19 protein-coding genes are annotated in these 24,579 nt (G+C 72.4%); 18 read left to right on the forward strand and 1 reads right to left on the reverse strand.

Translation table 11 applies throughout. The features are described from left to right. Positions 1-242: 242 nt before the first annotated feature. The 15 genes from ACGFS9_RS24235 (at position 243) to ACGFS9_RS24305 (ending at position 18,663) form a co-directional block, all read left to right on the forward strand. Entirely contained in the window at positions 243-1,376 is a 1,134-nt protein-coding gene (locus tag ACGFS9_RS24235) for a hypothetical protein (protein ID WP_393256087.1), read from the forward strand. Positions 1,377-2,000: 624 nt separating this feature from the next. Then, on the forward strand, positions 2,001-4,235 hold the full coding sequence (locus ACGFS9_RS24240; RefSeq protein WP_393256089.1) for a glycosyltransferase: 2,235 nt from the start codon (positions 2,001-2,003) through the stop codon (positions 4,233-4,235). Then, positions 4,232-5,677 carry an acyltransferase gene (locus tag ACGFS9_RS24245; protein ID WP_393256091.1) on the forward strand — a complete coding sequence of 482 codons (1,446 nt, stop codon included), beginning with the start codon at positions 4,232-4,234 and terminating at the stop codon, positions 5,675-5,677. Before ACGFS9_RS24240 ends, ACGFS9_RS24245 begins: the two co-directional genes overlap by 4 nt. Positions 5,678-6,188: 511 nt before the next feature. Further along, on the forward strand, positions 6,189-6,512 hold the full coding sequence (locus ACGFS9_RS24250) for a hypothetical protein (protein ID WP_393256092.1): 324 nt from the start codon (positions 6,189-6,191) through the stop codon (positions 6,510-6,512). Continuing rightward, on the forward strand, positions 6,509-7,849 hold the full coding sequence (locus tag ACGFS9_RS24255) for a hypothetical protein (RefSeq protein ID WP_393256094.1): 1,341 nt from the start codon (positions 6,509-6,511) through the stop codon (positions 7,847-7,849). The genes ACGFS9_RS24250 and ACGFS9_RS24255 overlap by 4 nt, the downstream gene beginning before the upstream one ends. Positions 7,850-8,028: 179 nt before the next feature. After that, on the forward strand, positions 8,029-8,562 hold the full coding sequence (locus ACGFS9_RS24260) for a hypothetical protein (protein WP_393256096.1): 534 nt from the start codon (positions 8,029-8,031) through the stop codon (positions 8,560-8,562). Positions 8,563-8,594: 32 nt separating this feature from the next. After that, positions 8,595-9,269, forward strand: a complete 675-nt coding sequence (locus tag ACGFS9_RS24265) for a hypothetical protein (protein ID WP_393256097.1) — start codon at positions 8,595-8,597, stop codon at positions 9,267-9,269. A gap of 123 nt (positions 9,270-9,392) precedes the next feature. Beyond that, positions 9,393-10,049 (forward strand): hypothetical protein, encoded by a 657-nt coding sequence (locus ACGFS9_RS24270; protein WP_393256098.1) that lies wholly within the window; start codon positions 9,393-9,395, stop codon positions 10,047-10,049. Positions 10,050-10,075: 26 nt separating this feature from the next. Next, a complete protein-coding gene (locus ACGFS9_RS24275) occupies positions 10,076-11,083 on the forward strand; it encodes a hypothetical protein (RefSeq protein WP_393256178.1) in 1,008 nt (335 codons plus the stop codon). 217 nt (positions 11,084-11,300) lie between these two features. Continuing rightward, positions 11,301-11,888: a CGNR zinc finger domain-containing protein gene (locus ACGFS9_RS24280; RefSeq protein ID WP_393256100.1), complete on the forward strand. Its 588-nt coding sequence runs from the start codon at positions 11,301-11,303 to the stop codon at positions 11,886-11,888. A 225-nt stretch (positions 11,889-12,113) separates the two neighbouring features. Next, positions 12,114-12,644 carry a sigma-70 family RNA polymerase sigma factor gene (locus ACGFS9_RS24285; RefSeq protein ID WP_393256102.1) on the forward strand — a complete coding sequence of 177 codons (531 nt, stop codon included), beginning with the start codon at positions 12,114-12,116 and terminating at the stop codon, positions 12,642-12,644. Beyond that, entirely contained in the window at positions 12,641-13,465 is an 825-nt protein-coding gene (locus ACGFS9_RS24290) for an anti-sigma factor family protein (RefSeq protein WP_393256104.1), read from the forward strand. Before ACGFS9_RS24285 ends, ACGFS9_RS24290 begins: the two co-directional genes overlap by 4 nt. Positions 13,466-13,548: 83 nt before the next feature. Continuing rightward, complete coding sequence (locus ACGFS9_RS24295; protein ID WP_393256106.1) at positions 13,549-15,957, forward strand: HelD family protein; 2,409 nt, start codon at positions 13,549-13,551, stop codon at positions 15,955-15,957. Positions 15,958-16,417: 460 nt separating this feature from the next. Next, complete coding sequence (locus tag ACGFS9_RS24300; protein WP_393256107.1) at positions 16,418-17,851, forward strand: NAD-dependent malic enzyme; 1,434 nt, start codon at positions 16,418-16,420, stop codon at positions 17,849-17,851. A 530-nt stretch (positions 17,852-18,381) separates the two neighbouring features. Then, positions 18,382-18,663 (forward strand): HU family DNA-binding protein, encoded by a 282-nt coding sequence (locus ACGFS9_RS24305; protein WP_007382399.1) that lies wholly within the window; start codon positions 18,382-18,384, stop codon positions 18,661-18,663. Between the two features lie 144 nt (positions 18,664-18,807). Here the strand turns inward: ACGFS9_RS24305 and murA are convergent, their stop codons facing one another. Next, positions 18,808-20,148, reverse strand: a complete 1,341-nt coding sequence (murA, locus tag ACGFS9_RS24310; protein ID WP_393256108.1) for a UDP-N-acetylglucosamine 1-carboxyvinyltransferase — start codon at positions 20,146-20,148, stop codon at positions 18,808-18,810. A gap of 281 nt (positions 20,149-20,429) precedes the next feature. Here murA and ACGFS9_RS24315 point away from each other — a divergent pair, with 281 nt between their 5' ends. The 3 genes from ACGFS9_RS24315 (at position 20,430) to ACGFS9_RS24325 (ending at position 24,425) form a co-directional block, all read left to right on the forward strand. Next, positions 20,430-21,002: a YqgE/AlgH family protein gene (locus ACGFS9_RS24315; RefSeq protein WP_393256110.1), complete on the forward strand. Its 573-nt coding sequence runs from the start codon at positions 20,430-20,432 to the stop codon at positions 21,000-21,002. An 84-nt stretch (positions 21,003-21,086) separates the two neighbouring features. Further along, on the forward strand, positions 21,087-21,386 hold the full coding sequence (locus ACGFS9_RS24320) for a DUF3039 domain-containing protein (protein WP_393256112.1): 300 nt from the start codon (positions 21,087-21,089) through the stop codon (positions 21,384-21,386). A 1,380-nt stretch (positions 21,387-22,766) separates the two neighbouring features. Beyond that, positions 22,767-24,425 carry a beta-N-acetylhexosaminidase gene (locus tag ACGFS9_RS24325; protein ID WP_393256114.1) on the forward strand — a complete coding sequence of 553 codons (1,659 nt, stop codon included), beginning with the start codon at positions 22,767-22,769 and terminating at the stop codon, positions 24,423-24,425. Positions 24,426-24,579: the final 154 nt, after the last annotated feature.

Consider the following 24,579-nt stretch of genomic DNA (forward strand, 5'->3'; position numbering starts at 1 on the left):
GGAAGCACGTGCGCGTGGATAACTGGCGAGAAGACGCTCGACCGAATCGGCGATCCGTCGATCAACGGGACGGGCGGACCACCGAGCCGTCCGCGGGCGCGGCGGCCGCCGACCCGGTCCTGTGGCCGGACGCCGGCGGCAGAACCGCATCGTGGCCGAGCAGGGGAGTGGGCATCAGTCCTGAGCATGGGGAACGCGCCGACAGCGCCGTCAGTGGTCTCGGCGGCCGTTCCGAACGAACCGTGGAGCCGGACACCGCCCTGATCCCGGGCGGGGCGTCCGCCACCGGGCTGCCGTCCGGCGACGAGCCCGACGGCCAGGCCGACCCCGCCCGTGCCGGCACCGCGTCGGTGACGACGGCCGGTCGGGCCCGGGGCGGTCGTTCCGCCCGCTCGCGCTTCGGCCTGGGGAGCTCGGGACGGGACAGGGCCGCGTCCGGCAGCCGGCGGGCCAAGGGCCGGCCCGCCGTCCCCGAGCAGCCGTCCGGCGAGGCGCGCGCCGAGGGGCCGGCCCACGACACGGAGCCGCCGACCGAGCTGCTCACTCCTGCCGTCCCGGCGTCCGACCCGGCTCCGGAGCCGGACCCGGCGGGCTCCCTCCCGGTGCCGTCCTCCTGGGAGCAGCCCGGCGTCCCCGGGCGCAACCACGATCCGCACGAGGTCACCGTCCAACTCGACGGCGCCGGACGGAGGCTGGACGACCGCCTGCTCAAGCAGACCGACGGCGGTGCCGGCCAGGAGGCGGACCGGCCCGTCTTCGTCGACGAGTCGGGCCGCCGCAGCCGCCGCTACCGCCGGCTCGGCATCGCCGTCGCGGCGGCCTGCGCGGTCTACGCCGTGGTGATCGTGGCCACCCTCCTGTCCGGGAACTCCAACGCGCCCTGGCTGCCGGTGCCCGGCCAGGAGAAGGACCGGCCCGCGGGCAAGGTCGACACCCCCGCGTTGCCCACCGGGAAGGCCGACGCCTCCGCACCCCCGGAGCAGGCCGTGGCCCCCGGCACGGTGGCGACGGCCCGTGACGGCTCGACGCCCGCGCCGGGCGGGACCGCGAAGCCCAAGGCGTCCGGCAAGGCCGCGAAACCGGACGCGTCGGGCGCACCGAAGCCCAGCGCCCCGGCGGCGACCAAGCCGAAGCCGGGCGTCACCACGAAGGGCCCAGGACCCACGCCGAAGCCGTCCGACCCGGTCGTCGACCCGCCCGCCGAATCGGCCCCGCAGACCACGCCGGCCACGACGCCTCCGGCCTCGGAGCCCCCGGCCACCGGCGGCGGCGACGGGGGCGGCGGGGCCGCCGCCCAGCCGGCGGGGTTCACCCCCGCGGCACCGGCACCGAGTGCCGCGAGTCCATCGGCGTCCGCGGCGCCGAGCGGCGTATAGCCACCGGGGCCCGCGGTGCGGAACGGGGAGTGGCGCGTGTCCCACCGGCCCCCTCGCTCCGCCCGCGGCTCACCGGGCCGCGCCGGCCCGGCCGCACGCGCCGGGCCGCTCCCCGCGGGACCGTTCCCGCGGGACCGCAGCGTCGGCCCGGCCGGCCGGACACCGTGCCGCGACCCGGCGGCGACCAGCCGTGCCGGAGGTTCCCCGGTGACCCCTCGGCGGCACCCCGCACCACCCGGGCCCCGGAGACCAGGTCCCGGGTCCGCCGGCGGTCTCCCGCTCGGACCGCGCGGCCACGCTCCCGGCTGACGCCGTAGCCCCCGGGGGACCGGCCCCGGCCGATCCCCCGGAGACCCCGGCGGCGCCCCGGAGGCTTCGGCACCTCGGAACGGCCGCCGCGGCGGCCGGAGGACCTCGGACGACGCGGCGGCCGTGGACGGAGCGGTGCCGGGCGCCGCGAAGCCCGCCCGCCGGCCGCGTCCCCGCCGCCCCGCCCGCCAAGCCGTCCGTCGCCCACCCGACGTCGCGCCCGCACCGCCCCGGCCGGGCGCCGCGTGCCACCCGTCCGTCGCACCCGCCCGTCGAACCGCACACCCGAACCCGTTCCGGAAAGAACCCTCCCTGATGGCTTCCCGTACCAGCCGCCACGGCCCGGCCGGCCAAGCGCCGGCCCGTGGCTCACGCACCACCTCCAGACGGCACCGCGACGCCCGCCGCCGAAGGCTGCCGATGCGCCTGCTGCTGCCGACGCTCGTCCTCGTCGCGATGATGGCGATGCTGATGCTCCGCGGCTACGTGCACAGCGAGATCCTCGCCGACCACCGCATCCGCCCCGAGGCCGCCACCGGCAAGGTGCCCGAGAAGATCCTCGACGGCGGACCCGTCATCGACACCCGCGGCGGACGCACCACCAGCCTCCGCATCCCCGACCACCGGCTCGTCCTCACCTTCGACGACGGCCCCGACCCGACCTGGACCCCCAGGGTCCTCGACGTCCTCAAGGCGCACCACGCCCACGCCGTCTTCTTCGTCACCGGCACCATGACCTCGCGCTACCCCGACCTCGTCGCCCGCATGGTGCGCGAAGGCCACGAGGTCGGCCTGCACACCTTCAACCACCCCGACCTGTCGTACCAGTCCAAGAGCCGCATCGACTGGGAGCTCTCGCAGAGCCAGCTCGCCCTGTCGGGAGCCGCGGGCATCCGCACCTCGCTGTTCCGGCCGCCGTACTCCTCCTTCGCGGACGCCATGGACGACCGGTCCTGGCCCGTGACGCGGTACATCGGCTCCCGCGGCTACATCACCGTCGTCAACAACACCGACAGCGAGGACTGGCAGAAGCCGGGCGTCGCCGAGATCGTCCGCCGCGCCACGCCCAAGGGCGGCAAGGGCGCCATCGTCCTGATGCACGACTCCGGCGGCGACCGCCACCAGACCGTGCAGGCCCTGGACACCTTCATCCCCGAACTCCAGCAAAAGGGCTACGACTTCGAGAATCTCACCGAGGCCCTCGACGCGCCCAGCGCGCACACCCCGGTGACCGGGGTCGACCTGCTGAAGGGCCGGGCCTGGACCTTCCTCGTGCAGGCCGCGGAGAAGACCACCGACGTCCTCGTCGTCGGCATCGCCGTCATCGGCGTCCTCGTCTTCACCCGCTTCGGTCTCATGCTGCTGCTCTCGGCCACGCACGCGCGCAAGGTCCGCCGGACCGGCTTCCGCTGGGGCCGCACCCCCGTCACCGAACCCGTGTCGGTGCTGGTCCCCGCGTACAACGAGGCCAAGTGCATCGAGAACACGGTCCGTTCCCTGATGGAGAGCGAACACCCCATCGAGATCCTCGTCATCGACGACGGATCGAGCGACGGCACCGCCCGCATCGTCGAGGACCTGAACCTGCCCGACGTACGCGTCGTCCGCCAGCTCAACGCGGGCAAGCCCGCCGCCCTCAACAGGGGCCTGGCGAACGCCAGTCACGACATCATCGTGATGATGGACGGCGACACGGTCTTCGAACCGGCCACCGTCCGCGAACTCGTCCAGCCCTTCGCCGACCCGCGTGTCGGCGCCGTCGCGGGCAACGCCAAGGTCGGCAACCGCGACTCCCTCATCGGCGCCTGGCAGCACATCGAGTACGTGATGGGCTTCAACCTCGACCGCCGCATGTACGACCTGCTGCGCTGCATGCCGACCATCCCCGGCGCCGTCGGGGCCTTCCGCCGCACGGCACTGGAACGCGTCGGCGGCATGAGCGACGACACCCTCGCCGAGGACACCGACATCACGATGGCCCTGCACCGCGACGGCTGGCGGGTCGTCTACGCGGAGAACGCACGGGCCTGGACCGAGGCCCCGGAGTCCGTCCAGCAGTTGTGGTCCCAGCGCTACCGCTGGTGCTACGGCACCATGCAGGCCATCTGGAAGCACCGCCGCGCCCTCGTCGAACGCGGCCCGTCGGGCCGCTTCGGCCGGGTCGGCCTGCCCCTGGTGTCCCTCTTCATGGTGCTGGCCCCGCTGCTCGCCCCGCTGATCGACATCTTCCTGCTGTACGGCGTCGTCTTCGGGCCGACCCAGGAGACGGTCCTGGCCTGGCTCGGCGTCCTCGCCATCCAGGCGGTGTGCGCGGCGTACGCCTTCCGCCTGGACAAGGAACGCATGACCCACCTGATCTCGCTCCCCCTCCAGCAGGTGCTGTACCGGCAGTTGATGTACGTCGTGCTGCTCCAGTCCTGGATCACCGCCCTCACCGGCGGCCGGCTGCGCTGGCAGAAACTGCGCCGCACGGGCGTGGTGGAGGCGCCGGGATCGGCCCCGCGCCCGCGGGAGCCGCAGGACGGGAACGAACGGAGGCCGGTCGGATGACCACGCACGACCATCCCGCGGGGTCCACACCGCCCCTGGGCTTTCCCAGGGCCGGGGTCCCGCGGCAGCCGCAGGGCGCGCAGGCGTACCCGGACCCCGGTCGGGGCACCGGCGGAGGGGAAGCCGATCCGGCGGTGCTCGACGGGGCGCCGGACACGGTCCGGGGCGCGGCCCACCGCCGCACGAAACCCCTGGTGAAGCCCCGGGACGAGGACGGAGCCGACGGCGGGCCGGGCACCCGGCAGGAGCCGGCGGCGGCACGGCCCGCCCCGGCCGCCGCCCGCCCGGGCCGCGACCGCTACCTGGACCTGCTCCGCTCCATCGCCCTGGTCCGCGTGGTCGTCTACCACCTCTTCGGCTGGGCCTGGCTGTCGGTGCTGTTCCCCTCCATGGGCGTGATGTTCGCCCTGGCCGGCTCGCTGATGGCGCGCTCCCTGAGCCGCCCGGCGTGGAACGTGATCCGGGGACGCGTCCGGCGCCTGCTGCCTCCCTTGTGGGCCTTCAGCGCGGTGGTGCTCACCCTGCTGTTCGCGGGCGGCTGGAACCCGGCGCACGACCCGGACACCGGCGGCGGCCTGTGGGGCGTCGTCGACGTGTTCAACTACCTCGTCCCGGTGGGCGCCCCGCCGTACCCCCTGCACATCGGCTCCGAGTCGGGCCTGCTGGAGGCCACGTGGGCGGAACAGGGCGCGGGCCCCCTGTGGTACCTGCGGGCCTACCTGTGGTTCGTGGTGGCCTCGCCGCTCCTGCTGTGGGCGTTCCGGCGCGTCCCGTGGGCGACGGTGCTGGCCCCGCTGGCGCTCACGGCGGTCGTCGGTACGGGGCTCGTCACGATCCCCGGCGAGACGGGCAACGCCGTCACCGACTTCGCCGTCTACGGCTCCTGCTGGGTGCTCGGCATCGCGCACCACGAGGGCAGGCTCGCCGAGATCCCGCGCTACGTCGCCATCTCGGTCTCGGTGGTGGTGATGGGCTTCGCCCTGTGGTGGGCGTCGGGCCATCTGGGCGCCGGCGGCTGGGACATGAACGACATCCCGCTGGCCGACGCGCTGTGGTCCTTCGGTTTCGTGGTGATCCTGCTCCAGTACAGCCCCTCCTGGAAGGAACTCCCGGGCCGCCTGGCCAAGTGGGACAAGCTGGTGACCCTGTCCAACAACCGCGCGGTGACCATCTACCTGTGGCACAACATGCTCATCATGGCCACGGTCCCCGTTCTCGACCAGTTGTACCGCCTCCCCTTCATGGACGGGGCCGGCGCCGGCGCCGCGCTCGACGCGACGTACTCCCTCTGGATGTTCGTCCTGGTCTGGCCCCTCATCGGCCTGGCCATCGTCGCCTTCGGCTGGATCGAGGACATCGCCGCGAAACGCCCGCCCCGCCTCTGGCCGAACGGCACCGGCGGCAAACGAGGACGCCAGAGCCGCGGGCCCCGGGGGGAGTGACGCGGGGGCAGGGCAGGGCAGGGCGGCGCTGCGGTTCGGCGATACCGGGGGACGAGGGCGGGCGCGGGAGACAGGGGGACGGGGGGAGAGGCCGTGACGCGCGTCGTGGGCGGGCGGCCTCACACCACGTTCGATACGCCGAGCTGCCCGCCACGGAGGCTTCGTACCGGCCGACTCGGCAAGGCCGCACCCGCCGCCCCATCACTCCTTAGGACGATCTTCCCGCTCCCTTGATCACGATTTGCGGGAGTTTACCCCGTAGTCGTCCGATCGACTGCGCCGAGACTGGGGTGCGGAGTCGACGGGCCACCCATGGGACGCGGAGCAGCGGCACAACAAGTCGACGGGAGTTCGTGGAAGGGCCTCGACGAGAACGGCGTTCCGGGCCCGCGGAGACCGCCCGACGGTGTCATCGGCACCGATCGCGGCGCCGTCGTCCGGGAGATCCCTCCGTGAACGACCGAGTTCGCTGCTCCGGGCTCGCCGAGAGATCAGGGAAGGGGCAGAGGGCGTGGCGGAGCGACTGGCCGTTGACGGCGACGAACTGTCGCACTTCATGAAGATGCTCGGTAAGTCGACCGAGTCGCTCCAGGGCATGCGCAGGGCACTGGAGGACGCTACGGTCACCGGTCTGGGCACGGACGACCTGGACCGGGCGTGCGAGGACTTCCAGGACCACTGGAAGTTCGGGGCGGACCAGATCGGCGAGCAGACCGAGGCGCTGGCCGAGATCGTCGGAAAGAGCAGGGACAGCTACCGCGAGGTGGACAAGGCGCTGGAAGCGGCCCTGTCCCACGGTGCGGGAGGCCGCGGCGCGCACGGTGGTCCGCGGTGACCTATCCCGCCGAGGACACGGGAGCCGCGCTCGACCCGAGGTCCCGCGCCGACCGGTCACTGCCCCAGGGGCTCAAATCGGCACCGCACATTCCCCCTTCCGATTTCCCCCACCTCGGATTCCATCCGGTGCCCGGCAGTACGGACACCGTGCACGGCCTGGGCAAGAAGCTCACCGGGTGCGCGAAAGTCCTGGAGGAGACGCACGACCTCGTCACCAGACTGATGGACGGCAGCTACTGGGAAGGGGACGCGGCGGTCGCGTTCCGCGAGCAACTGGACGGCGGTCCGCTGCCGCTGAACCTGAAGAACGCCGCACACTCCATCCGCAAGGCCGCCGGCCAACTCGGCCGCTGGGAGAGCGAACTCGACGACTTCCAGCGGCGGGCACGGAAACTGGAGGAGGACGCGAAGGAGGCCCAGGCCGCGCTGGACCGGGCCCGCGGACGGGCCACCGAGGCCGGCGACAGCCCCCACCTGCACGGCAAGGGCGCTGATCACACCGAGGCGCGGAAGGCTCTGACCAAGGCGAACCAGGCGGTCGACGACGCGGAGGACGCCCTGGAGGCGATCCGGGCCAAGGCCCGCCATCTCGCCGCCGAACACGAGGACCAGGCCCGGCGCCGCGCGGCCAAGATCCGCGACGCGACGCGGAAACTGGCCCCGCACGAACCGGGCTGGTTCGACTCGGCCCTCGACTGGCTGGTGGACAACCTGCCGGACATCCTGAGCACGGTGGGGGCGGTCATCGGTCTTGTGGCGTTGTTCGTTCTCTCGGGCGGGACCTTGGCGGCCGTGCTGCTGCTGGCTTCGGCGGCTCTGAGTGGAACGTCTTTGGCCCTGCGGGTTTTCGGTGACCCGTCGCTGCGTGCCTCTTTGTGGGACGGCTTCACAAAGGGCGAATTCGATTCTGACTTCTGGATCAACTCTGTCACGGTCGCGGGTGACGCCCTGGGGGTTCTGCCTGGACTGGGTGCGGTAAGCCGTGGAGCGGCAGCGGCTGCGCGAGCGACCGGAGAGACGGGCGAAGCGATCAACCTCATGGCTCGGGCTGCCCGAGTTGGTGGCGAGACCATCGATCACGCAAAGATCATTGCGGGTCTGGACAACGCGCTACTGGGTGCGACGATCCGTGGGGCGCGCGCAGCGCAGATCACGCGGGCGGTCGAAGTGACATCCGCTTCGGTCGGTGTTGGAACGGCCGGTTTCGGCCTGGTTATGACCGGCGTGGACACGAAGCAGAACGGCATCAAAGACGGTTCTGTCGCGGGAATTGACGGGGCGCGACTCGGCCTCGATGCAGGTGGTCTCGTCAATCTCGCTCGCCACGTCTTCTAGAGCCAACGGAGAGAAACCTCATGGGTCCGACCGACTGCAAGGCTGCTTGGGATCACCCTCCATCAAGACAGGCATGGCTGCGGCACATGACCCTGACTTTCGCGCGATTGATCGGCTGGACCTCTGTCTGGATTATGAGTCTTCTCCTCATCGTTGCTACACCCCCGTGGATTGGATGGTTGTTCCTGGCGCTCCTGCTCTACGCGACCTTGAGAGCAGTCCTCCAACTCGCCTACATCCGCCCCTCTCTCTACATCCGCCGCACGCTCCAGCAGTACCCCTGGCAGTTGCTCACCGGAGTTCCCCGCGGGCGCAACAAGCATCCGGGGGTCCAAGAGGACGAGATGTGGCTGGAGTTGCCGAACCCGGAGCGGCCGGAGGAGCGGATTCCGCTGCTCTTCCTCTCCGGCATGCGCACCTTCTGGTGGATGCGGCGCTTCGGCACGACGCGGACGAAGCCCGCGTTGAAGGCGGAGATCGAACCGCTCTGGTTCGCCGGCGACCCCCGCTTCATCGCGGTCATCGCCGCCACCGGACGCGACGGTGAGACGCCGAAGAGGCTGCACCTGCTCTACCAGCTCACGGCCACGGGCCGACGGGGCATCCCGCCGATCGACTGGGACGCGAGCCCGGCCGCGCTGGACCGTGCCCGACGGTCGGGGGCGCACGTTCCTGATGCCGAGGACTCTCACCCGCACGCCCGCCCGCACTGATCCCGCACAGCATTTGGCAGGTTCCGATGTCCATGACCACAGACCCCCGCGTCACCATCGCGGACTCGGCTCACGACCCGGACGCCGACATCTGGTTCGCCGAGCCGCCCGGGTTCGTCGCCGTGCCGATTGACGCGCTGCTGCCACCGCTGGACTCCCCGGCGGAACAGGACGTGCAGTCGGCGCTCGGGCCGCTGCTCTCCGCGGCGCCGGACGAGATGCTCCGACAGCAGCTCATCGGCCGGATCGCGCAGAGCCGATACCTGCTGGGCGGTCTGTGGGAAGCCGGAGTCGTCCACTGCTCGATCGGTCTCCACCGGGACGACGTCGCAGAGGGCACGGGAAGTCCGCCGTTGCTGTCCTTCCTCACCTTGTCCTGGAGGACGACGGCGGTGTCCCCGCGTGCCGTGACGGCCGCTCGCGCGGTGAGCGCCGGCGGCTCTCGCGAACGTGTCGAGTACGCCGAACTTCCCTGCGGTCCGGTGACGTTCAGCGAGACGCTGCGCACCCCGAGGGCGGGCGGCGGACTGCCGGAACTGCCGCTGATGCAGTTCTCCGCCCATCTTCCCCACCCGGACTGCCGACGTCTGGCGGTGTTCACCCTGAGCACCGCGGCGCTCGCGCGCCATGAGGAGTACCGGGCGATCCTCCGGCAGGTGGCCGGCACGGCCGCCTTCGAGAGCCCGCTGGCGGCGCCGACGGGCTGAAGGCCCGTCGGAGGCAATCCAGGGCCGAGCCGGTGACGCTTCCCACTCATTCTGGTGTCGTCCCGTCGGCCCCCGATAGCGTGTTGTTGCCCTTGCGCAACCCCCGTCCCTCAGGAGTCTGTCGTGAACCGCCGTCCTCGCCTGCTTGCCACAGCCGCCGTCGGCGCGACGGCCGCGCTGCTTCTGACCGCGTGCGGGGGCGGTGACGACGCGTCGAAAGGCAACGACAAGATCGCGGGGGCGGACACGGGGGAGTCGGCCTCGCCGTCTCCGAGCGCGAGCGGGTCCGCGGCTCCGGGCCGACCGAAGATCGAGCTGCCGTCGGATCTGACATACACCTTCGAGTGGCCCAAGACGGGCGACAAGGAGAAGGACGCGGTGCTCGCCGACAGCGAGCAGTTCATCAAGGCCGTGGACATGGCCATCGCGGAACAGGAGCCGCTGAACAAGGCGTATCGCTTCTACTCCGAAGGTACGGCCGCCGCGGGAAGTGAGAAGTTCATCCGCGAGTTCGTGGACTACAAAGATCGCATCACGGGCGCGAAGCGGTACTTCAAGTCAGAGGTGAAGATCAATGGCGATGGCACCGCGGGCCTCGTCTACTGCGAGGATCAGAACAAGGCGTACAACAAGAGCCTGAAGACTGGCAAGACCGACGTGACGCCGAGGTCGAAGAACAACTTCGTTCTCTACAACAGCCTGCTCCGGGTCAACAAGCAAGGTGTCTGGGTCACGGAGAAGCTCACATCGCAGCGGGGGAGTGCCGCGTGCCAGTCCTGAACCGCCGAAACTCCGCGCTGGCCGCGATTCTCGCATCCGCGACCCTGCTCGTCTGCTCGCCCGCGGCGTTCGCCGGGTACGGGCACGGGGGCAGCACGAACGGCTCGGAGACGAACGCCTCGGGAGGTTCCGACAGCAACGGCAACCTCTCCGCCAGTGCCGGCGTCGTCGTGTTCGACCGGTCCAAGAACGGTTCCGGTGACGGGGCCGGATCGGTCACGTCCTCGTCGGGGAACTGGACGCCCCCTGCCTGCTATTACGCCCCGAAGTACACCCCGGACCAGTTGCAGAAGTATCTGGAGCCGATCTGGAACGCGGAGTCGACCGGCCCCCAGTGGGACGCGCAGCAGCGGGACAGGTACGTGAACGGCGGTGAGGCCGAGGACTTCAACAAGGCCAAGGCCGGCAAGGGGTATTGGTGGGACTCGTACGTCACCGAGGGGCGTGAGGGCGACCCCGGTGCGCTCGACTGTGACAAGCCCATTTTCTGGGTGGACACCGGGGACGCGCCGCCGGCGGATGTGCCGGAGGCGGTGACGCCCGAGGTGCTGGCGCAGTTGGCGTACGCGGAGATCCGGGTGCCGTCGACGCGGGTGGACCTCGCGCCCGCGGGGACGACGAAGGTGAACCTGCCGACGTGGGCGTGGTTGGACACGGCGAAGTTCCGGCCGGTGTCGGTGACCGCGTCGGTGCCCCTGCTGAACGTGTCGGCGACGACGACCGCCGAACCGGTGTCGCTGAAGATCGAGGCGGGGACGGCGGACGCGGTGACCTACCCGGCCTCGGGGGTCTGCCGGATGTCCGGGGACGCCATCGGCGAGGCGTACGAGAAGGGCAGGGCCGGGGAGACGCCGCCCTGCGGCGTGAAGTACCTGCGGTCGTCGGGGGACGGCTCGTTCAAGCTCCGGGCCACGATCACGTGGAGGATCCACTGGACGGGCACCGGCGTCGCGACCGCGCAGGACCTGCCGGACGGCAGCTTCGGCGCCGATCAGGACGTCGTCGTCCAGGAGATCCAGTCCGTCAACCGCTGACGCCGGCGTGCCGTGCGGCCCTGTCGGCGTGCCGTGCGGCGCCCCGGCCCGGCGCGGTCACGTAGCGGTGGACCGCCCGCGCCCCGGTCCCTCCCGCGCGGCTCCCGCGGCGCCGCGAACGTGTCCGGTACGCGGCGGTACGGAGTCTTCCGGCGGGGCGTGCGGGCGGGCACTGTAGGAGTGACGACGGCGGTGACCCCAAGGCGGTGACAGGCGCATGGCAGCGGGTACGGCCACGGCCTCGTACGACCTGCGGTTCGACTCCGGGCGGATCTGCCTGGATCTGACGGCGACCACGCACCCCGGTGAACGGCTCGACTGCGCGGGCCGGTTGCGGGCCTGGGTCGTCGCCTCGGGGCTGGTGCCGGCGGGCACCCCGCTGACGCAGGTGGACGGTCTGTGGCTGCTCGGCTTCCGTGAACTGCGCGGCCACATCTCCCGGTTGGTGCGCGGCGAGCTGGACGGCCGGCCGGCCGACGGCGCGCTCGCCCGGGTCAACGCCGCCGCCCTGGCCGCGCCGCCCGCCCCGTGGGCGGTGCGCGGCGACGACGGGGCGCTGCGCCGCCGGCTGCACACCGAGCCCGGCTGCGCCGAACTGCTCGCGGTGGTGGCCCGGGACGCCCTCGACCTGCTCACCGACCCGCCCGCGCGGGCGGGTCTGCGCCAGTGCGAGGGAGACAACTGCCCGATCGTCTATCTGGACACCTCGCGCGGCCGGCGGCGACGCTGGTGTTCGAGCGAGGTGTGCGGCAATCGGGAGCGCGTGGCCCGGCACCGTCGGCGGGCGGCGCTGTCCCGCGCCTGATCACACCCGTCCGTGATCCTCCCGTGACCGGAGGTGATCGATGCGGTTCCTTTTCACTGTCTTCACAGATTAAACAGAAAAAACCCTGTGCACTTTGAACACCCGCCGACCAGCGCACGTACCCGGTGATGAGCGACCGACTGGGGGAACCCCCGGACACCGGAGGTAGGCGTGCGCAAGGATTCCGCCGTGGCTGACGAACGCAGGCCAAGGGCCCGACATCGCATGTCTCAGCAGTCCTCGTCGACGGAACCCGACGAGGAGCTGATGCGTGCCCTGTACCGGGAACACGCGGGGCCCCTGCTCGCCTACGTGCTGCGGTTGGTCGCAGGCGACCGGCAGCGTGCCGAGGACGTCGTACAGGAAACACTCATCCGTGCCTGGAAGAACGCCGGCACGCTCAATCGAGCGACCGGTTCGGTACGCCCCTGGCTGGTGACGGTCGCCCGGCGCATCGTCATCGACGGCCACCGCAGCCGGCAGGCCCGGCCGCAGGAGGTCGACCCGTCGCCGCTGGAGGTCATCCCCGCGGAGGACGAGATCGACAAGGCGTTGTGGCTGATGACACTGTCGGACGCGCTGGACGACCTGACCCCTGCTCACAGGGAGGTACTGGTCGAAACTTACTTCAAAGGGCGTACGGTCAACGAGGCGGCCGAGACCCTCGGCATCCCCAGCGGCACCGTGCGCTCCCGGGTGTTCTACGCCCTGCGGTCGATGAAGCTGGCGCTGGAGGAGCGGGGGGTGACGGCATGAACACGTACGGGGGTTACGGAACAGGTGGTCCGGGAGCCATGCAGGGCCCGCAGGGACAACAGGGTCCCGGAGACATCCACGAGACCGTCGGCGCCTACGCGCTGGGGATTCTCGACGACGCCGAGGCGAGCGCCTTCGAAGCGCATCTCGCGACCTGCGAGTGGTGCGCCCGGCAGCTCGACGAGCTGGCCGGCATGGAACCGATGCTCGCCGCGCTCGCGGACCTGCCCGCCTCGCAGGGCAGCCCGGCCATCGCCGAGTCCCTCTCGGCCCGGCCGAGCCCGCGGCTCGCGGAGCGGCTGGTCGACGAGGTCGCGGCACGCCGCGCCCACAAGCGCCGGCGCGGCATGTACCTGGTGGCCGCCGCGGCGGCGCTCATCGTCGGCGGCCCGCTGACCGTCATGGCCGTCGACGGCGGCGGGGAGGGCGGGACGAACGTGCCGCAGGCCCACGCCACCAGCCCGGCCAAGGCCGCCTTCGAGGTGATGACCGACAAGACGCAGGCCACCGACCCGGCCACCAAGGTGAACGCCGTCGTGGCCGTCGAGCCGAAGGACTGGGGCACCCACGCCGTCCTCCAGCTCAAGAACGTCAAGGGCCCGCTGAAGTGCTCCCTGATCGCGGTCGGGAAGAACGGCGAGCGCGAGACGGTCACCTCCTGGGCGGTCCCGAAGTGGGGGTACGGCATCCCGAACGCCAAGGCCGAGGAGGCCAAGCAGCCGCTCTACGTGCACGGCGGCGCGGCCTTCACGCCGAACCAGATCGACCACTTCGAGGTCATGACCTTCGACGGGAAGCGGCTCGTGGAGGTGGACGCGTGAGCGGACACCGGGCGCGCACGTAGCCCGGCGGGCCCCCCTTCGCGTACGGTTGACGGCTGCCCAGCACGTCAGAAGGGGGCCCGGTGGCCGCTCAGGCTCAGCAGGAATCCGCGGTCGGTTCGGTCCGTCCGTCCGCACCGGAGACGTCCGCCCAGGACGACTCCGTGCGGGACCGGGAGATCGGCGTCGAACAGGCGCATCTGGACCGGGTCTACCAGCGTCTTGAGGAGAAGATCCACGAGGCCGAGTTCCTGATGCACGACGCCGCCCAGCGCGGCCACGTCGGCACACCCGGGGCGCTCGCCGAGCGGGACGCCCAGGTGTTCCGGGCCGGCATCCACCTCAACCGGCTCAACAACGAGTTCGAGGACTTCCTCTTCGGGCGGATCGACCTGCTGGCCGGCAAGGACGGCAAGAAGGGCCCGGACGGCGCCTACACGGCGGTCGAACCCGCCGAGGGCGCGGTGCGCGAGGACGACACCGCCACCATCGCGGAGACCCTCCACATCGGCCGCATCGGTGTGCTGGACGCCGACTACGCGCCGCTGGTCATCGACTGGCGGGCACCCGCCGCCGCCCCCTTCTACCGCTCCACCCCGGTCGACCCCGGCCGGGTCGTGCGGCGCCGGGTCATCCGCTCCAAGGGGCGCCGGGTCCTCGGTGTCGAGGACGACCTCATGCGCCCCGAGCTGACGGCGTCCCTCGACGGCCGCGAACTGGCGGTGGTCGGCGACGGCGCCCTGATGGCCGCGCTGGGCCAGGCCCGCAGCCACTCCATGCGCGACATCGTGGCGTCGATCCAGGCCGAACAGGACCAGGTGATCCGCGCGCCCGCCGCCTCCGTGACCCTCGTCGAGGGCGGGCCCGGCACCGGCAAGACCGCGGTCGCCCTGCACCGGGCCGCGTACCTGCTCTACCAGGACCGCCGCCGGTACGCGGGCGGCATCCTCATCGTCTCCCCGACGCCGCTGCTCGTCGCCTACACCGAGGGCGTGCTGCCCTCCCTGGGCGAGGAGGGGCAGGTCGCCATCCGCGCGATCGGCTCACTCGTCGACGGGGAGAGCGCCACGCTCTACGACTCCCCGGCGGTGGCCCGCGTCAAGGGCTCGCACCGGATGCTGAAGGTGCTGCGGAAGGCGGCCCGCGGGGCGCTGGAGGCGCCCGCCGGGGCGAGCGGGGCGACGGGCTCCGGCGGGGCCGCCTCCGGGCAGCTCGCCTTCGACGCGCAGGACACCGCCCCCGCCGGGCCTCCCACCCGGTTGCGCGTCGTGGCCTTCGGGCGCCGCATCGAGCTGGAGTCCGCCGAACTGGACCGCATCAAGCACAACGCCCTCGGGGGGACGGCCCCGGTCAACCTGCTGCGCCCGCGTGCCCGCAGACTGCTGCTCGACGCGCTGTGGGCGCGGTCGGGCGCCGGGGCCCGGCACACCGATCCGGAGCTGGCGGCCGAGCTGCGCTCCTCGTTCGACGAGGACGTCACCGCCGAGGACGACTTCCAGACCTTCCTGGACGCCTGGTGGCCGGAGCTGACCCCGCGGGGCGTGCTGGCCGCGATGGCCGACGAGCGGCGGCTGGGGCGCTGGGCGCGCCGTGTCCTCAACCCGGGCGAGGTCCGCCGGGTGGCGCGGTCGCTGAAGCGGGACGGGCTGTCCGTGCACGACGTGGCGATGCTCGACGAGCTCCAGGCCGTCGTCGGGATGCCGGCGCGGCCCCGCAAGCGGCGCGAGGCGGACCCGCTGGACCAGCTCACCGGCCTGGAGGAGCTGATGCCGGTGCGCGAGGAGTCGCAGCGCGAGCGCGCCGAGCGGCTGGCCCAGGAGCGCACCGAGTACGCGCACGTCATCGTGGACGAGGCGCAGGACCTCACGCCCATGCAGTGGCGGATGGTCGGCCGGCGCGGCCGGCACGCCACCTGGACGGTCGTCGGCGACCCGGCGCAGTCGTCCTGGTCGGACCCGGACGAGGCGGCCGAGGCGCGCGAGGAGGCCCTCGGCACCCGCCCCCGGCGCCGGTTCACGCTGACGGTCAACTACCGCAACCCGGCCGAGATCGCCGAGCTGGCCGCCAAGGTCCTGGCGCTGGCGATGCCGGGCTCGGACGCCCCGTCCGCCGTGCGCTCCACGGGCGTCGAGCCGCGTTTCGCCGTCGTCGGCGAGTCGCTCGCCGCGACCGTCCGGGCCGAGGCGGCGCGGCTGCTCGACCGGGTCGACGGCACGGTCGGGGTCGTCGTCGCCATGAACCGGCGCGAGGAGGCGGCCCGCTGGCTCGCCGGGCTCGGCGACCGGGTGGTGGCCCTCGGCAGCCTGGAGGCCAAGGGCCTGGAGTACGACGCGAACGTGGTCGTGTCGCCCGCGGAGATCGCGGACGAGTCGCCCGCCGGGCTGCGGGTGCTGTACGTGGCCCTGACCCGGGCGACGCAGCAGCTGACCGTCGTCTCCGGCGACCGCGACGAGCCCGACGCCGCCGCGGTGCCGGACCTGCTCAGGGACTGAGCCGGCCCGCACCGGAGCGGGTCGTTCCGCTCCGGTGCGGGCCGGTCGCACCGTCCGGTCCGGGTCCCCGGACCACCGCCGTCCCGTCCCGCCGAAAAGAACTCGCGGGACGGGAATTGCCTTACGGGGATCCTTTGTTACCTTTGACGTGACACCGGCCCGATCCAAGCCCCCGGGCCCAACCTTCGTCGCCACGAGCGACCACTTGCCGCGAGGCGAGCATGGCGGGTCGGTGTCGTGAACCAGGTCCTCCGCGGAGGACGCGAAGAGGCCCACGTCAGTGACGTGGGCCTCTTTCGTTGGTCCGGAAACTCTCGTATGGTGGAATCCGTTTTCCGAAAGTGCGGCCTCCGGCGAACAAAACGTTCGCAATCCAGGGCGACTACCCCGTACTCAGGGGTAGGTGCGACGATCGGACGGCACAAACGCAGTGACACGGTGAAAGCAGAGGAAGTCGGCCATGGCAACGGCGCCCAGCGTCTCCTACTCGATGACGGTCCGGCTGGAGGTGCCCGCGAGCGGAACGGCGGTCTCCCAGCTCACCACGGCCGTGGAGTCCAGCGGAGGCTCGGTGACCGGCCTCGACGTGACGGCGTCCGGCCACGAGAAGCTCCGGATCGACGTGACGATCGCGGCGAGCTCCACCGCGCACGCCGACGAGATCGTCGAGCAGCTGCGCCACATCGAGGGCGTCGTCCTCGGCAAGGTGTCCGACCGCACGTTCCTCATGCACCTCGGCGGCAAGATCGAGATGCAGTCCAAGCACCCGATCCGCAACCGTGACGACCTCTCCATGGTGTACACCCCGGGTGTGGCCCGGGTCTGCATGGCGATCGCCGAGAACCCCGAGGACGCCCGCCGTCTGACCATCAAGCGCAACTCCGTTGCTGTCGTGACGGACGGTTCCGCCGTGCTGGGCCTGGGCAACATCGGCCCCAAGGCCGCACTGCCGGTCATGGAGGGCAAGGCCGCCCTGTTCAAGCGCTTCGCCGGCATCGACGCCTGGCCGCTGTGCCTGGACACCCAGGACACCGATGCGATCGTCGAGATCGTCAAGGCGATCGCCCCCGGCTTCGCGGGCATCAACCTGGAGGACATCTCCGCCCCCCGCTGCTTCGAGATCGAGGCCCGGCTGCGCGAGGCGCTCGACATCCCTGTCTTCCACGACGACCAGCACGGCACCGCCATCGTCGTGCTCGCCGCCCTGACGAACGCCCTGCGGGTGGCGGGCAAGGCCATCGGCGACATCCGCGTCGTCATGTCCGGCGCCGGCGCGGCCGGCACGGCCATCCTGAAGCTGCTGATCGCCGCCGGGGTGAAGAACGCCGTCGTCGCCGACATCCACGGCGTGGTGCACGCCGACCGCGCCGACCTGGTCGCCACCGCGCCCGACTCGCCGCTGCGCTGGATCGCCGACAACACCAACCCCGAGGGCCTGACCGGCACGCTGAAGGAGGCGGTGCACGGCGCGGACGTCTTCATCGGCGTGTCGGCGCCGAACGTGCTCGACGGCGACGACGTGGCCGGGATGGCCGACGACGCCATCGTGTTCGCGCTCGCGAACCCCGACCCCGAGGTCGACCCGGCCGTCGCCCGCCGGACCGCGGCCGTCGTGGCCACCGGCCGCTCCGACTTCCCCAACCAGATCAACAACGTCCTGGTCTTCCCGGGCGTCTTCCGCGGCCTGCTGGACGCCCAGTCGCGCACCGTCAACACGGAGATGATGCTCGCCGCCGCGACGGCGCTCGCCGACGTGGTGACCGAGGACGAGCTCAACCCGAACTACATCATCCCCAGCGTCTTCAACGACAAGGTCGCGGGCGCGGTCGCCGGAGCGGTGCGCGACGCCGCGAAGGCGGCGGGGGTGACGGACACGGCCGCCACGACCGTCTAGTGCCGTGACCGGGACGGTCCGCCGGAAGGCCCGCGGCGTCCGTGCGGCGCGTCGCACGGCGGCGCGCCGCCCGCGTACGGGAGGTACCCGGTGATGCGGCGAGGCGCGGTGCCGGGCGTCGCGAGCCGGTGAACCCGTCCGGTCGGGGTACCCGACGAGCGGCCCGGGACGCGCCCGCGGAGCGGCCTCGGGCGGCCCGCGGCCCCGCTGTGACGGGTGCCACGACCGCCCGGAGCCCGGCGCGTCGCGGAACGCGGCGCCCGCGGCCGCCTCTATCGTGGCGGCCAGGCTCAGGCCTCGCAGGCCGCTCCGAGTGCCCCCCAAGGGTGTTCGTTCGCCCTCCCAGGGGTGCCGGATTGGCTTTCCCGCCGCAGGTGGGGGCAGGATGCGTCTTCGGGCGCGACGGTCTGGCTACGGACCCGGGTCCGGGGGCCGACCGAGGACCCTGGCAGCATCGGCTTCACTGTGCCCGATATGCGGCTCCGCCGCGTGGCACGCCTCAACAGCAAGAAGAACACGGGAGTAACGACATGAACCGCAGTGAGCTGGTGGCCGCGCTGGCCGACCGTGCCGAGGTGACCCGCAAGGACGCCGACGCCGTTCTGGCCGCTTTCGCCGAGACCGTCGGCGAGATCGTCGCCAAGGGCGACGAGAAGGTCACCATCCCCGGCTTCCTGACCTTCGAGCGCACCCACCGTGCCGCTCGCACCGCGCGCAACCCGCAGACCGGCGACCCGATCCAGATCCCCGCCGGCTACAGCGTCAAGGTCTCCGCGGGCAGCAAGCTCAAGGAAGCCGCCAAGGGCAAGTAGTCCTGGCCGGTACGGTCCCGGACACCCGGGACGCGTACCCGGCGCGGAACGCCGATGGGGCGGCCCCTTCACGGGGGGCCGCCCCATCGTCGTACCGTCCCCCGGCCGCCGCCCGGTCGTGCCGGGCGGCGGCCGGGAGCCGGGTCAGCCGAGGGCCTTGCCGGGCAGCTCCACCTTCGCGCCCAGCTCGACCAGCTTCTCCATGAAGTTCTCGTAGCCCCGGTTGATCAGGTCGATGCCGTGCACCCGTGACGTGCCCTGGGCCGCCAGCGCCGCGATGAGGTACGAGAAGCCGCCCCGCAGGTCGGGGATGACCAGATCGGCGCCCTGGAGCTTCGTCGGGCCCGAGACGACGGCGGAGTGCAGGAAGTTGCGCTGCCCGAACCGGCAGTCCGAACCGCCCAGGCACTCCCGGTAGAGCTGGATGTGCGCGCCCATCTGGTTGAGCGCGGAGGTGAAGCCCAGCCGGGACTCGTACACCGTCTCGTGGATGATCGACAGGCCGGTGGCCTGCGTCAGGGCGACGACCAGCGGCTGCTGCCAGTCCGTCTGGAAGCCCGGGTGGACGTCCGTCTCCAGGGCGATCGACTTCAGCTGCGAGCCCGGGTGCCAGAAGCGGATGCCCTCGTCGTCGATCTCGAAGGCGCCGCCCACCTTGCGGTAGGTGTTCAGGAACGTCATCATCGACCGCTGCTGGGCGCCGCGGACGTAGATGTTGCCCTCGGTCGCCAGCGCCGCGGACGCCCAGGAGGCGGCCTCCAGCCGGTCCGGCAGCGCCGCGTGGGTGTAGCCGCCGAGCGAGTCCACACCGGTGATGCGGATCGTCCGGTCGGTGTCCATCGCGATGATGGCGCCCATCTTCTGCAGGACGCAGATCAGGTCCTCGATCTCCGGCTCCACGGCCGCGTTCGAGAGTTCCGTGACGCCCTCCGCCAGGACGGCGGTCAGCAGCACCTGCTCGGTCGCGCCCACGGACGGGTACGGGAGCTGGATCTTGGTGCCGCGCAGCCGCTGCGGGGCCTCCAGGTACTGGCCGTCCTCCCGCTTCTCGATCTTCGCGCCGAACTGCCGCAGCACCTCGAAGTGGAAGTCGATGGGCCGGCCGCCGATGTCGCAGCCGCCCAGGCCCGGGATGAAGGCGTGGCCGAGGCGGTGCAGCAGCGGCCCGCAGAAGAGGATCGGGATGCGCGACGAGCCCGCGTGGGCATCGATGTCAGCGACGTTCGCGCTTTCGACGTGCGAGGGATCGAGGACCAGCTCGCCGGGTTCCTCGCCCGGGCGGACGGTCACACCGTGCAGCTGCAGCAGACCCCGGACCACCCGCACGTCGCGGATGTCGGGCACGTTGCGCAGTCGGCTCGGACCACTGCCCAGGAGGGCGGCGACCATGGCCTTGGGTACGAGGTTCTTCGCACCGCGGACACGGATCTCGCCCTCAAGCGGGGTTCCGCCGTGGACAAGCAGGACATCGTCGTTGACGGTCATGTATCTCGCGTTCCGATGAGTTGGGCAGGTGTGTGTCGTCGGCAGGCCGGTCGTACGGGAGCCGAACAGCAAGGGTAATGGCCGCCCACCCCCCCTCTGTAAGCCCACGGACCCCTCGGATACGTCATGGCTTGGCCACAACACGAACCGTTCCGAAACGGGCACGCGGGGTCACGGTCCCGCGCGTGCGCGGGCGGTGCCCCTTCACGCCCTGAGCTGCGTTCCCCCGCGTACCGGCATTGGCTCCCCACGGGAGGGGATTGTGCGGGATCATGTCTGGCATGACCGAGGTGTCCTCGCTCACAGGGCGGCTGCTCGTGGCCACGCCCGCCCTGGCGGACCCGAACTTCGACCGCGCGGTGGTGCTGCTCCTCGACCACGACGAGGAGGGCTCCCTCGGCGTCGTCCTCAACCGGCCGACCCCGGTGGGCGTCGAGGACATCCTGGAGGACTGGGCCGGGCTCGCGGGCGAGCCGGGCGTGGTCTTCCAGGGCGGACCGGTCTCGCTGGACTCGGCGCTCGGGGTCGCGGTCATCCCGGGCGGCACGTCGGGGGAGCGGGCCCCCCTCGGATGGCGGCGGGTGCACGGGGCGATCGGCCTGGTCGACCTGGAGGCGCCACCCGAGCTGCTCGCCTCCGCCCTCGGCTCGCTGCGGATCTTCGCCGGATACGCCGGCTGGGGTCCCGGCCAGCTGGAGAAGGAGCTGTCCGACGGCGCCTGGTACGTCGTCGAGTCCGAGCCGGGGGACGTCTCCTCGCCCGTTCCGGAGCGGCTCTGGCGCGAGGTGCTGCGCCGGCAGCGCAGCGAGCTGGCGATGGTGGCGACGTACCCGGACGACCCCTCCCTGAACTGACCCCGCACGGCCCTGCGGGCTCCGCGCCCGGGCGCGTGACCCTTCCCTCAACCGACGGCGTCGGGCCCCAGTACCCTTGGCTCCATGAGCACTCTTGAGCCTGAGACCCAGCCCCAGCGAGGCACGGGGACGGGGACCCTCGTGGAGCCGACGCCGCAGGTGTCGCACGGCGACGGGGACCACGAGCGCTTCGCCCATTACGTCCAGAAGGACAAGATCATGGCGAGCGCGCTGGACGGCACGCCCGTCGTGGCGCTGTGCGGCAAGGTGTGGGTGCCGGGCCGCGACCCGAAGAAGTACCCCGTGTGCCCCATGTGCAAGGAGATCTTCGAGTCCATGGGCGCCGGCGGCGACCAGGGCAAGGACGGCGGCGACAAGAAGTAGTCGTCCCGGCGCGCCCGGCGCGCCGAGTCGTGCGGACCGCGCGAGGCCGCGGTGCCCCGGGTGAGGGGTGCCGCGGCCTCGCCGTGCGCGGGGCGGCAGGTCGGACGGGAGCCCGCCGGGGTGCGGGGCCGCAGTGCGCCGAGGGGTCACGGAGTGGTGGAGACCTCTTGTGGTCGGGTTCCCGTACTCCCTAGCCTCCAGGGTGTTGTGCGGAGCGGCATCGCCCTTGCCCGTGGTGCAACGCGCGCCCACCGGAGGATGCCCGATGAAGCTCTCTGCCCGCGGAGTCCGCGCGGCCCGCACGCGGCGCGCGTCCGGGCCCCCCGGCGGCGCCCCGGTCCGCGCTCGCCGGGCCCGCGCCGGCCGTCCGGCGGTCGCGGGTCCGAGGGCGAGGGCGCGTCACGCGGTGGCGCCGCCGCCCGCGGCGGAGGCCGGCCCGGCGGCTCCCGACTCTCCCGGCGGCGACGGCCTCGGTGTCCGCGGGAGCCGGCGCGCCGCTCTCGCCTTCGCCCCTGCACGCCGGTCGGCGGTCCCGGGGGCCGGCGGCGCACCGCTCGACGCGGCGGGCTCCCTCCCCGCCCGCATCGGCGTCCGTGAACGGGCCGCCGGACGCGCCCTGTTCGCCGCGCCGCGGGTGAACTCCCTCCCGTTCGCGGCGGTTACCGTCCGTTCGTGCGGGCGTCCCGGACGGTCCGCGGCGCGGAATGCGCTCCGGGGTGCCGTCGGGCAGCGCGTATTCGGCCGGTGCGTGCCCGGCCGTCGCGGGGCCGCGGATTGCGGGGTGATCGCCTCCGCGCCCGTCGCCATTCCCGCGCCGGTTGCCCGCGCCCGATTCCGTTTCCGCCTCCGGACCACTCCGCCGGTCAAGTCCCCGGTGGCCGGGACGGTGTTCGTCGAGGCGCCGCCGATCGCCCTCTTCTTCCCGGTGCGGGACGCCTCCGCGCCGAACACCCCGAACACGGCGAACACGACGACCGCGCCGCACACCGCTTTCCCGCCGGCCTCCGTGACCTGGGCGCCGCGGGGTTTCGCCCGGGGCGTTCCGACGGCGCCGCGGGAGACCGCGGACTTCGGCCGCGCGCCCCGCGCCGGATTCCCGCGGAGTGGCCCTTTCCCGCCCGTCCTTCCCTGCCGGATGGCCGCGAGCGGCTTTTCCCCCATCTCGGCGCGGACGATTTCCTGTTCGCCGGTTCCTTCGCCGTCGGCGGCACCTCGCGGTCCGCCCCGCCGGCGGCCCTTCCGGTCTCCCGCGAGCCGGTCGGGCCCGACCGGGGCGGTGGAACGGCCGCCGCCGCGGTGCCGGACATTTCCGGTGCCGGTCCCCTTCGTACCCGTACAACGACGACGCGTCTCCGGCCTCGGCGGAGCGGTGGAGGACTGATGGACATGACGGACAGTGGCCTGATTCCGGCTCCCCTCCGGGACGGGAGCACCGCAGGCGGGGCGTTCACCCTCGGCCCGGACACCACGCTGTCCGCCGCGCCGGGCACCGAGAGCACCGAGCGCTGGCTGCGGTCGACCCTCGGCGCGGCCCTCGGGCTGCCGCTGCGGCCGGCGCCGCCCGGGACGCCCGGCGGCGTGCGCCTGCTGGTCGACGACACCCTCGCGGCCGAGGCGTACCGGCTCGACGTCGGCGACGGCGGAGCCGAGATCCGGGGCGGCGACCCGGCCGGCGTCTTCTGGGGCGCGCAGACGCTCCGTCAGCTCGCCGGACCCGACGCCTTCCGCCGGGCCCCCCTGGGGCCGGTGACACCCCGTGACCTCCCGGCCCGGTCCGTCGAGGACGCGCCCCGGTTCCGCTGGCGCGGTCTCATGCTCGACGTGGCACGGCACTTCCTGCCCAAGGAAGGCGTCCTGCGCTACCTGGACCTGCTCGCCGCCCACAAACTCAACGTCTTCCACTTCCACCTCAGCGACGACCAAGGATGGCGTGTCCAGATCAAGCGCTATCCGAAACTCACCGAGGTCGGTTCCTGGCGCGCCCGCACGAAATTCGGCCACCGGGCCTCACCGCTGTGGGACGACAGGCCGCACGGCGGCTTCTACACCCAGGACGACATCCGCGAGATCGTCTCCTATGCGGCCGACCGGCATATCGCGGTCGTCCCGGAGATCGACATCCCGGGACACTCGCAGGCCGCCATCGCCGCGTATCCCCATCTCGGCAACACCGACGTCGTCGACACGGACGCGCTGAACGTCTGGGACGACTGGGGCGTCTCCCGGAACGTCCTCGCGCCCACCGACGCCACCCTGCGTTTCTACGAAGGCGTCTTCGAGGAACTCCTCGACCTCTTCCCCGCGGATCCCGCCCGCTTCCCGGAGTTCTCGGGTTTCTTCCACATCGGCGGCGACGAGTGCCCCAAGGACCAGTGGAGGGAATCCGCCACCGCGCAGGCCCGCATGAAGGAACTCGGCCTCGCCGACGAGAACGCCCTCCAGTCGTGGATCATCCGGCACTTCGACGACTGGCTCTCCGCGCGCGGGCGCCGGCTCATCGGCTGGGACGAGATCCTGGAGGGCGGTCTCGCGCCGGGCGCCGCGGTGTCGTCGTGGCGCGGCTACGAGGGAGGGGTGACGGCGGCGCGCGCGGGCCACGACGTCGTCATGTGCCCCGAGCAGCACGTGTACCTCGACTACCGGCAGGGCCCCGGCGAGGACGAGCCGGTGCCCATCGCGTACGTGCGCACCCTGGAGGACGTCTACCGCTTCGAACCGGTTCCCGCGCAGCTCACCGAGGCCGAGGCGCGGCACGTGCTGGGCGCGCAGGCCAACCTCTGGAGCGAGGTGACGGAGGACCACGCACGCCTGGACTACCAGGCGTTCCCCCGGCTCGCCGCCTTCGCCGAGGTCGCCTGGAGCCGTCTTCCGGCCCCGGCGGAACGGGACTTCGCCGGCTTCGAGCGCCGGATGACCGGCCACTACGCGCGCCTCGACGCGCTCGGGGTGGGCTACCGGCCGCCCGCCGGGCCGCTGCCCTGGCAGCGGCGGCCCGGAGTCCTCGGACGCCCGATCGAGGGAACGCCCCCGGCCTGGTGAGGCGGCCGGCGCGCGCCACCGCCCGCCCGGCGGGAGGGGGCCGGGCGGAGCGGCGTCCCGGGAATCCCCCGAAGACGGCGATCCGCGCACACGGTCGTTGTCGTGTCGAATCGGGTCATCTCGTCGGCTACGGGGGCGAATGCCTCCTAGCGGA

The sequence above is a fragment of the Streptomyces sp. NPDC048566 genome (genome assembly GCF_043199735.1).
GTDB lineage: Bacteria > Actinomycetota > Actinomycetes > Streptomycetales > Streptomycetaceae > Streptomyces.